Here is an 11,764-nt window from a genome sequence, read left to right as displayed (position 1 = left end):
CCGAGGCGCCCAGCCCCGCACCGCAGATCGTGCGCGAGGTGCCGGTGCCCGCCAGCGGCACGCTGGTGATCGACCGGCCGCTGCGCTCGGGCCAGCAGGTGTACGCCCGCGGCGGCGACGTGATCGTGCTGGACGTGGTGAATTTCGGCGCCGAAGTCATCGCCGACGGCCATGTGCACGTGTACGCGCCGCTGCGCGGCAAGGCCATTGCTGGTGCGCGCGGCAACACCGAGGCGCGCATCTTCAGCACCTGCATGGAGGCGCAGCTGGTGGCCATTGCCGGCATCTACCGCACATCGGAAGTGGCGCTGCCCGCCGACGTGCAAGGCCGGGCCGCGCAGGTCTGGCTGAATGAACAGAAGCTGGTGTTCGAACCCATCGCTTGATGGCCCGGGCAACCAGCAGAAAACCATTGATTGATTTGAAAAAGAAGGAATAGGACGAATGGCAGCCAAAATTGTGGTGGTGACCTCCGGCAAGGGCGGCGTCGGCAAGACGACGACCAGCGCCAGCTTCGCTTCAGGCCTGGCCTTGGCCGGCAAGAAGACGGCGGTGATCGACTTCGACGTCGGCCTGCGCAACCTGGACCTGATCATGGGCTGCGAGCGGCGTGTGGTGTTCGACCTGATCAACGTGATCCAGGGCGAGGCCAACCTGAAGCAGGCCCTCATCAAGGACAAGCAGTGCGAGAACCTCTCGGTGCTGGCCGCCTCGCAGACGCGCGACAAGGAAGCGCTCACGCAGGAAGGCGTGGAGAAGGTGCTCAAGGAACTGGACGAGATGGGCTACGACTACATCGTGTGCGACTCGCCCGCCGGCATCGAGACCGGCGCCATGATGGCCATGCACTTCGCCGACGAGGCGCTGATCGTGACCAACCCCGAGGTCTCGTCGGTGCGCGACTCCGACCGCATCCTGGGCATGCTCAGCAGCAAGACCAAGCGGGCCAAGGAAGGCGGCGATCCGATCAAGGAGCACCTGCTCATCACCCGCTACAACCCCAACCGCGTGGCCGGCGGGCAGATGCTGTCGCTGGAGGACATCCAGGACATCCTGCGCATCAAGCTGATCGGCGTCATTCCCGAGAGCGAATCGGTGCTGCAGGCTTCCAACCAGGGCATCCCGGCCATCCACGACAAGGAGACCGACGTGGCGCAGGCCTACGCCGACGTGGTGGCGCGTTTCCTGGGCGAAGAGCGCCCCATGCGCTTTGTCGATGCCGAGAAGCCCGGCTTCTTCAAGCGCATCTTCGGTGGGAGGTAAGCGGCAATGTCCTTTCTCTCCTTTCTGCTCGGCGAGAAGAAGAAGACGGCCAGCGTCGCCAAGGAGCGGCTGCAGATCATCCTCGCGCACGAGCGCTCCAGCCTGAGCGGTGCGCGCCGGCCCGACTACCTGGCCGACCTGCAGCGCGAACTGGTGGCGGTGATCGCCAAGTACGTCTCGATCAAGCCCGACGACATCAAGCTCAACCTGGAAAAGCAGGACGACCTGGAGGTGCTCGAGGTCAAGATCGAGCTGCCCGAAGGCCAGCCGGCGCGGCCCTGAGCGCCCGGCCAGGCGGCGCCACCCGGCGGCCGCCTTCTTTGCCAAGCCCGGCCGCGCGCCGGGCTTTTTCGTTGGGGAGTCGCGCCAGCCCGTTCACGAACGGGCTGCGAAAGCGTATCGTCTGCCCAGTCTTCCACCACGAAAGAAGCAAAGGAGACGATCGATGGCAACGAGCAGCAAGACCACCGCCGCCAAGCGCACGGCCGCCAAGAAGGCCGGCGCAGCGGCGGCCAAGCCGGCCGGCGGCAGCGCCGGCACCGCTGGCAGCACCAGCGCGAAGCGTCCCGCGGCCGACCCGCTGGAGAACATGCAGAAGATGCAGCAGGCCTTCGCCAAGCCGCTGCAGGAAATGGGCGAGCGGCTGCAGCAGCTCAAGCTCTCGGGCGCGGCCGGCGCGATTGCCGCCAACGGCCGCAAGGACCTGGAAGCGCTGATGAAGGCGAACCAGAAGTCCTACCAGGGCCTGCAGGCCGTGGTGCAGCGCCAGACCGAGATGCTGCGCGACTCCATCGCCGCCTGGCAGGGCACGGTGAAGTCGATGCCCGGCAACGACCCGAAGGAAAACATCGCCAAGCTCGACGCCATGGGCCGCGCCGCCTTCAAGCAGGCGCTGGACGACATCCGCGAGCTGGCCGACATGGCCGCCCAGTCGCAGGCCGAGGCCTTCGAGATCGTGCGCGGGCGCATTGCCAGCAACGTGGACGAAGTCAAGAAGCTGCTGCGCACCAAATAGGGCGCCGGGCTTCAGAAGCCGGCCAGGCCCACGGTGCTGTTGAAGGGCACCGGATAGTCCGCGATCTTCCTCAGGTGGGGGCCGTCCATCCGGTAGGCCACCAGCTGGCGGGCGTTGGGATACAGCTGGTAGAAGTACCCGTCCTTGCTGGCCCACGAATCCACCGGGCCGCTGGTGACCACGCCACCGAGTGACTTGTAGGTGCCCTGCACGAAGCCCTCGCTATTGGCCGCGTTCGAGATCTTGTCGCCCGCGATCTCGAAGGTGGTGATGTCGCTGGAGGCGAAGTTGGTGGCGTAGGCATAGCGGTTGTCCGGGCTCATGCTGATCCAGCAGGTGTCGGAGGCGCCGTCCCGGGTGGCGCCGCGCACGAAGGCCGGCGCCGAGTTGGTGATCTTCCCGTCGGCGCCCAGGGTGCTCAGGATGGCGCCGTTCGGGTCCGACAGCGTGTTGACGAAGGTGGTGTTGCTGCCGTTGAGGAAGATCAGCCCGAAGGGCGTCTTGCCGCCGGCATCGTTGGCCACCGGCTTGCCCAGGCTGCCGTCCGCATTCACCGGGAACACCATCACGCCGTCCTGCGTGCCGTCGTTGGCCGACACCACCTTCGGAAAGCCGTTCACCGGCTCCGGGAAGTCGTTGTACAGCACGTTCACCAGCACGAAGCGGTCGTCGGGCGAGGTGATGATCTGCGTGGCAAAGCGCCGCTTGAACCGTTCGGTGTTGACCGTGTAGGCCTTGCCGGTGGCAGCCAGCTTGCCGTCCTTCACCTGGAAGGATCGGATGTGGTTGGGCCCGGTGGCATGCATCACGTACAGCGTGCCGGTCGTGTTGTTGTAGGTCACCGAGGTCGGCACGCCACGCTCGCCGGTGGGCTGGTGGTCGCGCAGCTGCAGCTTGCCGTCCTTGCCCACGGCGAAGCTGCTGACGCTGCTGTCGCCCGCGTTCACGCTGAACAGCAGCTTGTGGTCGCCGCTCATCGTCACCGGCCCCATGCTCACCAGCGGATCGGGCGCCGACTTCTCCCCGGTGATGATCTTGTAGCCGTTGTTGCCCTTGCCGCCGGTGGCCACCCGCTGGACCTCGACCAGCGTGCCGTCGGCGCGGCGTGCAAAGTGGATGATCTTGTTGTCGCTTTCATTGGTCTGCGTGTACACGTGCGAATTGATCGACGGCAACGCTGCGCCTGGTTGGCCAGCAGCCAGGGCGGCCAGGGGCGAGATGAGGGCAGCCCATGCGGCAGCCTTCACGAAGCGTGAAAATTTCATTTGTTCTGATTCCCTGATTGGATGTGTGTGACAGCGGGCTCAGCCATTGCGGCCGGCCTTGCGGGTGTGGTGTCTGGATGAGTTCTTGTTGTCCGGGGCCTCCTTTCACGTCGGACCGGACAGCATACAAGTGCGGCCCCGGCCGGTTCAAGCACCCGGCCGGTACACCCCCGCGGCAGGGCGGGCACCGTGCTAGCGGTTCTCGAGCCGGTTGTAGTCGAGGATGCCGGCGGCCAGCGGCTGCTCGCGCGCGTAGGCATCGTTCAGCGCGTCGCTGAAGGCCCAGAAGTCGGCGGCCGTGCGGCGCACCGCGAAGCGCTGCGAGAAGGCCGCGTAGTCGGTCTCCGATGCGAGCCTGCCGAGCGCTTCGGTGAAGGCCGGCAGCTCGCGCTGCTGCACGCGGTAGAAGGCATTGGGGTAGCTGCCCAGCACGCCGGGCACCACGGTGAGCGTGTTCTCGTCGGGCCGCAGTTGTGCCTTTTCCCGCAGGAAGTACGACACGGAGTTGTGCCCCGTGTCGCGCAGCAGGCTGAACCAGCGGGTGGGCTGGCCGGGCGATTCCACGGCCAGCACACTGCTCTCGTTGGCCCAGGACAGCGATGCGCCGCGCACCTGCGCGAGGCGCAGGAGCTGGCTGCGCAGCGCCGCATCGGGCTCGCGCCGCAGGTCGGGGAACTGCGCCGCGGCCAGGGGCGCCACGCGCCGCTCCAAGAGGCCCAGCAGCTCGGTCTTGGCGTCCTGCGTGCGGTAGCGGATGCTGCTGTCGGCATCCAGCCGCGCCGGGCCGCCGTAGACCTGCTGGCGGGTCGAGGCGCTGTCGCCGCGGTACCAGGCGTCGCGCACCGCTTCGCGCTGGTCCTTGGGCAGCAGGATGAGGAAGTTGAACTCGCCCTCCATGCGCAGGAAGTCCATGTACAGGCGCGAATTGAGCTGGTGACCGACGTTGCCGTACACGTCGTACAGCGCCACCAGCAGGTAGTGGATGCGCTCGAGCAGCGGATAGCCGATGACCCAGGCCGTCTTGGGCGGCTGCTCGCCCACCAGGCCCTTGACCACGCTGGCGCTGTCGAAGTGGCGCAGCACCGTGAGCGCGGCATTCGGGTTGCGTTCGCGCCCGCCGTCCCACACCAGGTCCAGGTCCACGCGGGTACCGGCGGCCGCACGTTGGGCGAGTGCCTCCGACTTGGCCTCCAGGTAGCCCTTCTCCAGGTTGGCATAGTGCACCCATGGAGCGAGCAGGCCGGTGTTGCTGTTGCCGGTGGGCAGCCGCAGCAGGTCGGCTTCTTCCGCCAGGCGACGCGCCAGCAATTCGTCATGACCCTGCGACGGCGCCTGGAAGAAGACCCAGAAGCGGTCGTCGATCACGTCCAGCGCCATCTGGCCGCGGCACACCGGGCCCTTGATGAAGCCCATGATGGTGAACTCCGCCTCGTCCAGCATGAAACTGTAGCGGGCCGCCACCGGCAGCGCCTCGAAGGTCTTGAAGGGGTTGGCCGCCGCCTGCGCGTCATAGCCCGGCAGGCGCTCGACGGCGTAGGACGGCTGCAGGAAGAGCGAGCGCCAGCGCGCCATGCGCTCGGCGCCCAGCCGGTAAGGCATGTGGGTCTTGGCGACGATGCTTTCCCGCTCGGGCACCAGGCGATAGAACACGCGCGGCACGCCCGGGTCGTCCACCGGGCGGCGCGTGGCGATCTGGCGCACCGGCTGGCCCGGCGGCGTGCTGGAGCGCACCAGCTTGAAGTACTGGCGCGACTTGTCGTCGTCGAAGTACAGGTGCGCGAGGAACAGATGTTCGTAGGCATAGCGCGCGAAGAGCTGCTCCTTCAGGCTGTCGCCGTTGAAGAAGCGCTCCCATTGCGCCACACGCTGCTGTGCGAGAGGCGATGGCGGGCCGGACGGCTCGGCCGGCGCGCCCTGCTCCAGCCAGCGGGTGAGCGTGTCGTGCTCGGCGCGCGTGAGACCCGGCAGGCCGAAGGGCATGCCGGCCTGGGGGTTGCGCTGCTCGAAGCTCTCGACTTCCGCGTCGGCCGGGCAGGTCTGCGGACGGTCGATGGAGAAGTCGAGGTCCGCCGGCGCGGTGCCGCTCGGGGGCATGGGGTGCTGCTGCTTGAGCATGAGCAGCCGGTGCATCAGCCCGGCCGTGCGGTTGGCCTCCGGCGTCTGGTCGGCATGCTCATTGAGCACCGGGAAGAAGCCCTTGCCCCGCCACTGCGAGGCCTTGTCCGCGTCCTCGTAGAGCCTGGACGGTTCCGCGGCCAGCAGGCGCGTGGCGTCGTACACCCGGGTCTTGCTCGCGCCGCGGGCAATGCCCTCCCAGCTGGTCGTCTTGAGCTGGCACGGCGCGTCGTAGCAGGCGTGGCAGACCACGCAGCGCTTGTCCAAGATCGGCTGGATGGTCTGCGTGTAGGAGATGTCGTTGGCCGCCGGCGGCCGGGGCTGGTCGAAGCGCGTGGGCTGGGGCGGGCCGAAGAGTTCGTCGAACTTGCCCAGGCTGGCCAGCGTGGCGCAGGCGGTCAGGAAGAGGAAGGCGAGGAGCAGAGGCAGGCGGCGCATGGGGCGCGAGTGTGGCATCAAAAACGCCACCCGCGCCGCCCGCCCCCGCCGCGCATGCTCAAAGCAGCGTTGCCATGCGACGCGCTTGTTCGGCGGCGCTCTCCTTGACCCGTGCCAGGCGCTGCAGGTCGGTCAGGGTGGGCGCCACGTCGACTTCACCGACCACGTCGACGCCGGTGAAGCGCAGCCATTGGCGCATGAAGGGCTTCTGGAAGTCCGCGTACGCACCGGGCAGTGCCGCCGCCTCCGCAGAAAAATCGCCTGCGCTGGAGTAGACCAGCACGGCCCGCTTGTCTCGCAGCAGCGGTTGGTAGCCCTCGGCGCGCGACCAGGCCCAGTTCTGCCCCGGCAGGGTCACGATGTCGATGTAGTGCTTCAGGCGATAGGGCACCCCGTAGTTCCACATCGGCAGGCTGAAGACGAAGCGGTCCGCCTCGTTGAAGGCCCGGGAGATGGCCACCGCCCTGGCCCATTGGGCCTTCTGGGCATCGGACGCGTCCTGCGTGCGCAAGACGGCGAACTTGGCGGCGATCATGGTCGCGTCGAACTCGGGCATGGCGAGGTCCCACACGTTCACGGTCCGCACCTGGTGCGTTGGGTTGCGCTCGCGGTAGGCCGCCAGCAGTTCGGCGGCGGCGGCCGTCGAATGCGAAGCCTTGCCGCCGGGCGATGCGATCACGTGCAGCAGCGTGGTGGGCATGCGCTGTCCTTCTTCCTTGTCTGCTTCGCGCATCACGCCGCCTCCACCAGCCGCAGGCCGATCACGCCGGCCACCACGAGCCCCACGCACAGCAGTCGCACGGGCGAGGCACTGTCGCCGTGCACCACCATGCCCATCAAGGTGACGCCGACGGCGCCGATGCCCGTCCACACCGCGTAGGCGGTGCCGGCGGGCAGCGCCTTCATGGCGTGCGTCAGCAGGAAGATGGAAGCCAGGGCGGCCACGATGCCGATGGCGCTCGGCAGCGGCCGGCTCCACCCGTCGGCGGCCTTCAGCGCCGACGCCATCACGATTTCAACAGCACCTGCCAGCAGCAGGATCAACCACGCCATGAGGAACTCCTTTCAGCTCGATCCATGAGCAATTGAGATGAACGGAGTCTGGGTCTACACTTCCCACAAGACAAGTACGCACCTTTTGGTGCCTATCTAGAAAAGGGCCCGGCATGACAGGTAAAAAGCGCAGCGCTTCTTCACGCGGCGATGTCTACAGCGCCAGCTGCCCTTCGCGGGTGGCGCTCGAGCTCATCGGCAGCAAGTGGGCCTTGCTGATCGTGCCCTTGCTGGACGAGGGCCCGGTGCGCAACGGCGAATTCATGCGCCGGATCGAAGGCATCTCGCAGAAGATGCTCACGCAGACCCTGCGCGAGCTGGAGCGCAACGGCCTGGTCGAGCGCATCGACTACCAGACCGTGCCGCCGCACGTGGAGTACCAGCTCACCGCCCTGGGCCGTTCGCTCAGCCGGACGCTGGTGGTGGTGGATCAGTGGGCGGAGGCGAACATCGCCAAGCTGGTGTCGGCGCAGCAGGCCTTCGACCAGGCGGCCGGCTAGCCGGCAGTCAAGTGGTCAGGGCTGCTGGCCCTGCGGCCCCACGGGCGGTGCCGAGCGTGTCGGGCCCAGGCCCAGCTTGCGGCCCAGCGAATCGCCCAGGTTGCGCACCGGGCGGCTGGCGGCTTCGGAGCCGCGGTTGATGCCGTCGCGCGTGGCGCTGTCGGCCCGCGCGATGCTGCGGCCGGCCGCGTCGGTGCCATGCTGGATGCTGTCGCCCACCTTGTTCTTCGGCACGGGCTTGATGGTCTGCGCGGGGCGGCTCGGGGCCGGCTTGGTGTCGGTGTTCGGAGCCTGCGCTGCGGCGGCGCCCGCCATCAGCAGTGCGGCCAGCGCGATGCAAATGCGTGGAGAGCGTGTCTTCATGATGATCGTGAGGAATGAATTGGATCTGGAACCGGGCATGCCTGCATGCCCGCGAATGCCATGTTAGCCATGGCCCGGCCGCATGGGCGTAGGCCGGCGCCGGAAAATCAATCTTCCTGTTGCTGTTGGCGAGCCAGCCGCTCGCTCTTCCAGTAGACATCGTCGCCGCCATCCACGCGGTTGAGCACGCGGGCGAGCACGAACATCAGGTCGCTCAGGCGGTTGAGGTAGCGCCGCGGGGTGTCGTTCACGGCATCGGTGGCGCCCAGCGCCACCACGGCGCGTTCGGCGCGGCGCGCCACGGTGCGGCACACATGCGCCTGCGACGCCGCGCGCGTACCGGCCGGCAGGATGAATTCCGCCAGGCGCGGCAGCGTGGCATTGTGCTCGGCCAGCGCGTTGTCCAGCTGCAGCAGCGCCTCGGGCTTGAGCAGGGTGTAGCCCGGCATGGAGAGTTCGCCGCCCAGGTTGAACAGCTGGTGCTGCACATCCACCAGCAGCTCGCGCACGGGTGCCGGCATGGTTTCGCACAGCAGGAGGCCGATGTGCGAGTTGAGTTCGTCCACGTCGCCCATGGCGGCCACGCGAAGATGATTCTTGGGGACACGGGTGTTGTCCCCGAGGCCCGTGCTGCCGTCGTCACCCGTGCGGGTGGCGATCTGTGTGAGGCGGTTGCCCATTGCGTATGCTCCTTTTCAGGTCTCGCATTGTGCGCGCCGCAGACGGGTCAATCAGTCCGGCAGCACCGCCGTGACTTCGATCTCCACCTTGGCGCGGTCCTCGATCAGCGCCTTCACCTCCACCGCCGTCATGGCCGCGTTGTAGCTGCCGATGATCTCGCGGTAGGCCGCGCCCACCTCGCGGCCGGCAGCCAGGTATTCGCGCTTGTCGGTCACGTACCAGGTCATGCGCATGATGTGCTCGGGCTTGCCGCCCGCTTCGCGCAGCACGTCGACGATGTTCTGCAGCGCCTGGCGCACCTGGCCCGCGAAGTCGTCGGTGTGGAACACGCATTGCGCATCCCAGCCGATCATGCCGGCGATGAAGACCTGCGTACCGCGCACCTTGACGCCGTTGGCGTAGCCCTTGGGACGCGGCCAGCCTTCTGGAAGAAGCACTTGCATGAGGTTCTCCTGTCTCGTTTGTCTGTGTGTTGTCGTCGTTCAGTGCGAGGAAGGCGCATGCGCCTTGAGCATCTCGCGCGCGATGATGAGCTGCTGCACTTCGGTCGCACCTTCGTAGATGCGCAGCGAGCGGATCTCGCGGTACAGGCGCTCCACCGTCTGCTCGCTCACCACGCCCAGGCCGCCGAACATCTGCACCGCCGCGTCGATGACCTGCTGCGCGCCCTCGGTGGCGGCCAGCTTGGCCATGGCGGCTTCGCGCGTCACGTTCTGCCCCTGGTCGCGCTGCCAGGCGGCGCGGTAGATCAGCAGTGCCGACGAATCGATGGTGAGCGCCATCTGCGCCAGCTTCGCTTGCGTGATCTGGAAGTCGGCCAGCGTCTGGTTGAACATCTTGCGCGTGGTGGCGCGCTCCATGGCCGCATCCATCGCGCAGCGCGCGAAGCCGAGCGAGGCAGCGGCGACGGAGGTGCGGAACACGTCCAGCGTGCGCATCGCGACCTTGAAGCCCTCGCCCGCCGCGCCCACGCGCTGCGTGAGCGGAATGCGGCAGTTGGTGAAGCGAAGCCGCGCCAGCGGATGCGGCGCGATCACGTTGATGCGCTCGGCAATCTCGAAGCCCGGCGTGCCAGCCTCGACGATGAAGGCCGAGATGCCGCGCGCACCCGGCGCCTCGCCGGTGCGCGCGAACAGCACGTAGAAGTCGGCGATGCCGCCGTTGGAGATCCAGGTCTTCTCGCCGTTGATCACGACCTGGTCGCCTTCGACCTTGGCGCTGCACTGCATGGCCGCCACGTCCGATCCGGCCTCGGGCTCGGACAGGGCAAAGGCGCTGATCGCCTCGCCGCGCTCCACGCGCTGGAGGTAGCGCTCGCGCTGCTCGGGCGTGCCGGCCAGGCTGATGGCGCCGGAGCCCAGGCCCTGCATGGCGAAGGCGAAATCGGCCAGGCCCGAATGGCGTGCCAGCGTTTCGCGGATGATGCAGATGGCGCGCGTGTCGATGCGCTCGCCCACCGCATGCTTGAGCCAGCCGCCCTGCCCCAGCGCGCGCACCAGCGACTTGCATTCGGCATCCACGTCGGGACCGTGCGCATGCGGCACGTTCTGCGTGGCCCAGGCGTCGAGCTCGCGGGCCAGCGTGCGGTGGCGCTCTTCGAAGAAGGGCCAGTCCAGGTACTTCGTGTCGCTCATGGCATCAGTTCCCTTCAAATTTCGGCTTCTGCTTGGCCACGAAGGCGTGGTACGCGCGCGAGAAGTCTTCGGTGAGCATGCAGATGGCCTGGGCCTGCGCCTCGGATTCGATGGCCTGCTCGATGGTCATGGCCCATTCCTGGTGCAGCATCGTCTTGGTGATGCCGTTGGCGAAGGTCGGGCCTTGCACCAGGTCCGCCGCCCAGGCTTGCGCGTTGGCCAGCAGTTCCTCGGGCGCGACCAGGCGGTTGTAGAAGCCCCAGCGCTCGCCCTCTTCGCCGCCCATGGCGCGGCCGGTGTAGAGCAGCTCGCTGGCACGCCCCTGGCCGATGATGCGCGGCAGGATGGCGCAGGCGCCCATGTCGCAGCCCGCCAGGCCCACGCGGTTGAAGAGGAACGCGGTCTTGCTGCGCGCAGTGCCCACGCGCAGGTCGGACGACATGGCCACGATGGCGCCGGCGCCGGCGCACACGCCGTCCACCGCCGCAATGATGGGCTGCGGGCAGGCGCGCATCGCCTTGACCAGGTCGCCCGTCATGCGGGTGAAGGCCAGCAGCTCGGGCGCCTTCAGGCGCACCAGCGGGCCGATGATCTCGTGCACGTCGCCGCCCGAGCAGAAATTGCCGCCGGCGCCGGTCACCACCACCGCCTTCACGTCGGTGGCGTACTTCAGGTGCTGCCCGAAGAAGTCGCGCAGCTCGGCGTACGAGTCGAAGGTGAGCGGGTTCTTGCGCTCGGGGCGGTGCAGCGTGATGGTGGCCACACCGTCCTGTACCTGCAGCGCGAAGTGCTGGGGCTGATAGGCCGCGGCGGTCTTGAAGTTGCCTGCGGCCAGGGCCGGGTCCACACGTGGCGTGGCGGCGGAGTCGTTCGTGCTCATTCCTTCTCCTGCGAAGCGGGGTCGTTGTTCTGAAGCAGGCGAACGCGCAGTTCGCCGAGGTGGGCATGCACCTGTTGCATCGCCTCTTCGTCCATGCTGGCGAAGAGCTCGAGGATCCACTGCTCGTGCTCCTGCGCCATGGTCTCGAACAGGCGCCGGCCCTTGGGCGTGAGGCGCACGATCCAGGCACGGCGGTCAGTGGGGCTGGCCTCGCGCGCCACCAGGCCTTCGCGCTGCAGCTCGTCGGTCAGGCCCGTGACGTTGCCGCCGGTCACCATCAGGTACTTGGACAGCGCGCGCATCTTCATGCCGTCCTTCTGGCGATACAGCTGCGCCATGTAGTCGAAGCGGGCCAGCGAGATGTCGAACTGCTCGCGCAGGCGTTTGCGGATCTCCGCCTCGATCTGCGTGGTGGTGGCCAGCATGCGCAGCCACAGCTTGAGCGCCGCGTGGTCGCCGCTGTGGGCGCGCGCCTCGTGGCCCAGCTGGTGGGCCTCGCTCAGCAGTTCATGCGACGGATCGTTCTGTTTCATTGCCATTCCCCTCTTGTTGTCTTG

At 67.7% G+C, this 11,764-nt stretch carries 15 protein-coding genes; 5 read left to right on the top strand and 10 right to left on the bottom strand.

Translation table 11 applies throughout. The annotated features are described in order from the left end of the window. From minC to phaP, 4 genes are all read left to right on the top strand, one after another. On the top strand, positions 1-386 hold a 386-nt coding region (gene minC, locus VSO01S_RS17125), incomplete at its 5' end, for a septum site-determining protein MinC (protein WP_084241933.1). A 58-nt stretch (positions 387-444) separates the two neighbouring features. Next, positions 445-1,263, top strand: coding sequence for a septum site-determining protein MinD (gene minD, locus VSO01S_RS17120; RefSeq protein ID WP_068644018.1), 819 nt, complete (start codon positions 445-447; stop codon positions 1,261-1,263). Positions 1,264-1,269: 6 nt separating this feature from the next. Next, positions 1,270-1,545 (top strand): cell division topological specificity factor MinE, encoded by a 276-nt coding sequence (minE, locus tag VSO01S_RS17115; protein WP_068644017.1) that lies wholly within the window; start codon positions 1,270-1,272, stop codon positions 1,543-1,545. 163 nt (positions 1,546-1,708) lie between these two features. Further along, on the top strand, positions 1,709-2,278 hold the full coding sequence (gene phaP / locus VSO01S_RS17110) for a TIGR01841 family phasin (RefSeq protein WP_068644016.1): 570 nt from the start codon (positions 1,709-1,711) through the stop codon (positions 2,276-2,278). Positions 2,279-2,289: 11 nt separating this feature from the next. Here phaP and VSO01S_RS17105 read toward each other — a convergent pair whose 3' ends face one another. The 4 genes from VSO01S_RS17105 to VSO01S_RS17090 all read right to left on the bottom strand — a co-directional run bounded on the left by VSO01S_RS17105 (position 2,290) and on the right by VSO01S_RS17090 (position 7,149). Beyond that, a complete protein-coding gene (locus tag VSO01S_RS17105) occupies positions 2,290-3,543 on the bottom strand; it encodes a lactonase family protein (RefSeq protein WP_068644015.1) in 1,254 nt (417 codons plus the stop codon). A 192-nt stretch (positions 3,544-3,735) separates the two neighbouring features. Further along, positions 3,736-6,096 (bottom strand): fatty acid cis/trans isomerase, encoded by a 2,361-nt coding sequence (locus tag VSO01S_RS17100; RefSeq protein WP_068644014.1) that lies wholly within the window; start codon positions 6,094-6,096, stop codon positions 3,736-3,738. 58 nt (positions 6,097-6,154) lie between these two features. Then, positions 6,155-6,829 carry an FMN-dependent NADH-azoreductase gene (locus VSO01S_RS17095; protein ID WP_068644013.1) on the bottom strand — a complete coding sequence of 225 codons (675 nt, stop codon included), beginning with the start codon at positions 6,827-6,829 and terminating at the stop codon, positions 6,155-6,157. Next, positions 6,829-7,149 carry a DMT family transporter gene (locus VSO01S_RS17090; RefSeq protein WP_068644012.1) on the bottom strand — a complete coding sequence of 107 codons (321 nt, stop codon included), beginning with the start codon at positions 7,147-7,149 and terminating at the stop codon, positions 6,829-6,831. The genes VSO01S_RS17095 and VSO01S_RS17090 overlap by 1 nt, the downstream gene beginning before the upstream one ends. 113 nt (positions 7,150-7,262) lie before the next feature. Here VSO01S_RS17090 and VSO01S_RS17085 point away from each other — a divergent pair, with 113 nt between their 5' ends. Next, the gene (locus tag VSO01S_RS17085) at positions 7,263-7,649 is read left to right on the top strand and encodes a winged helix-turn-helix transcriptional regulator (RefSeq protein WP_068644011.1); all 387 of its coding nucleotides are present in this window, start codon (positions 7,263-7,265) and stop codon (positions 7,647-7,649) included. A 15-nt stretch (positions 7,650-7,664) separates the two neighbouring features. On the opposite strand, the gene VSO01S_RS17080 is transcribed toward VSO01S_RS17085, so the two are convergent. The 6 genes from VSO01S_RS17080 to VSO01S_RS17055 form a co-directional block, all read right to left on the bottom strand. Then, positions 7,665-8,012, bottom strand: a complete 348-nt coding sequence (locus tag VSO01S_RS17080; RefSeq protein ID WP_068644020.1) for a hypothetical protein — start codon at positions 8,010-8,012, stop codon at positions 7,665-7,667. A gap of 107 nt (positions 8,013-8,119) precedes the next feature. Beyond that, complete coding sequence (locus tag VSO01S_RS17075; RefSeq protein WP_068644010.1) at positions 8,120-8,692, bottom strand: cob(I)yrinic acid a,c-diamide adenosyltransferase; 573 nt, start codon at positions 8,690-8,692, stop codon at positions 8,120-8,122. Positions 8,693-8,743: 51 nt separating this feature from the next. Continuing rightward, complete coding sequence (locus tag VSO01S_RS17070; protein ID WP_068644009.1) at positions 8,744-9,136, bottom strand: RidA family protein; 393 nt, start codon at positions 9,134-9,136, stop codon at positions 8,744-8,746. A gap of 39 nt (positions 9,137-9,175) precedes the next feature. Beyond that, positions 9,176-10,327, bottom strand: coding sequence for an acyl-CoA dehydrogenase family protein (locus tag VSO01S_RS17065; RefSeq protein ID WP_068644008.1), 1,152 nt, complete (start codon positions 10,325-10,327; stop codon positions 9,176-9,178). Between the two features lie 4 nt (positions 10,328-10,331). Beyond that, positions 10,332-11,207 carry an enoyl-CoA hydratase family protein gene (locus tag VSO01S_RS17060; protein WP_068644007.1) on the bottom strand — a complete coding sequence of 292 codons (876 nt, stop codon included), beginning with the start codon at positions 11,205-11,207 and terminating at the stop codon, positions 10,332-10,334. Continuing rightward, positions 11,204-11,740: a MarR family winged helix-turn-helix transcriptional regulator gene (locus VSO01S_RS17055; RefSeq protein WP_068644006.1), complete on the bottom strand. Its 537-nt coding sequence runs from the start codon at positions 11,738-11,740 to the stop codon at positions 11,204-11,206. The genes VSO01S_RS17060 and VSO01S_RS17055 overlap by 4 nt, the downstream gene beginning before the upstream one ends. Positions 11,741-11,764: the final 24 nt, after the last annotated feature.

It is taken from the genome of Variovorax soli NBRC 106424, assembly GCF_001591385.1.
GTDB classification, from domain to species: Bacteria; Pseudomonadota; Gammaproteobacteria; order Burkholderiales; family Burkholderiaceae_C; genus Variovorax; species Variovorax soli.
The sequence above is the reverse complement of the archived record's forward strand: the minus strand, read 5'-3'. Positions and strand labels throughout refer to the sequence as shown.

Coding starts and splice junctions, on each gene's coding strand:
- VSO01S_RS17090 (WP_068644012.1), bottom strand. CDS start 7,149: ATGGCGTGGTTGATCCTGCTGCTGGCAGGTGCTGTTGAAATCGTGATG.
- VSO01S_RS17055 (WP_068644006.1), bottom strand. CDS start 11,740: ATGAAACAGAACGATCCGTCGCATGAACTGCTGAGCGAGGCCCACCAG.
- VSO01S_RS17105 (WP_068644015.1), bottom strand. CDS start 3,543: ATGAAATTTTCACGCTTCGTGAAGGCTGCCGCATGGGCTGCCCTCATC.
- phaP (WP_068644016.1), top strand. CDS start 1,709: ATGGCAACGAGCAGCAAGACCACCGCCGCCAAGCGCACGGCCGCCAAG.
- VSO01S_RS17075 (WP_068644010.1), bottom strand. CDS start 8,692: ATGGGCAACCGCCTCACACAGATCGCCACCCGCACGGGTGACGACGGC.
- minE (WP_068644017.1), top strand. CDS start 1,270: ATGTCCTTTCTCTCCTTTCTGCTCGGCGAGAAGAAGAAGACGGCCAGC.
- minD (WP_068644018.1), top strand. CDS start 445: ATGGCAGCCAAAATTGTGGTGGTGACCTCCGGCAAGGGCGGCGTCGGC.
- VSO01S_RS17070 (WP_068644009.1), bottom strand. CDS start 9,136: ATGCAAGTGCTTCTTCCAGAAGGCTGGCCGCGTCCCAAGGGCTACGCC.
- VSO01S_RS17100 (WP_068644014.1), bottom strand. CDS start 6,096: ATGCGCCGCCTGCCTCTGCTCCTCGCCTTCCTCTTCCTGACCGCCTGC.
- VSO01S_RS17085 (WP_068644011.1), top strand. CDS start 7,263: ATGACAGGTAAAAAGCGCAGCGCTTCTTCACGCGGCGATGTCTACAGC.
- VSO01S_RS17095 (WP_068644013.1), bottom strand. CDS start 6,829: ATGCGCGAAGCAGACAAGGAAGAAGGACAGCGCATGCCCACCACGCTG.
- VSO01S_RS17060 (WP_068644007.1), bottom strand. CDS start 11,207: ATGAGCACGAACGACTCCGCCGCCACGCCACGTGTGGACCCGGCCCTG.
- VSO01S_RS17080 (WP_068644020.1), bottom strand. CDS start 8,012: ATGAAGACACGCTCTCCACGCATTTGCATCGCGCTGGCCGCACTGCTG.
- VSO01S_RS17065 (WP_068644008.1), bottom strand. CDS start 10,327: ATGAGCGACACGAAGTACCTGGACTGGCCCTTCTTCGAAGAGCGCCAC.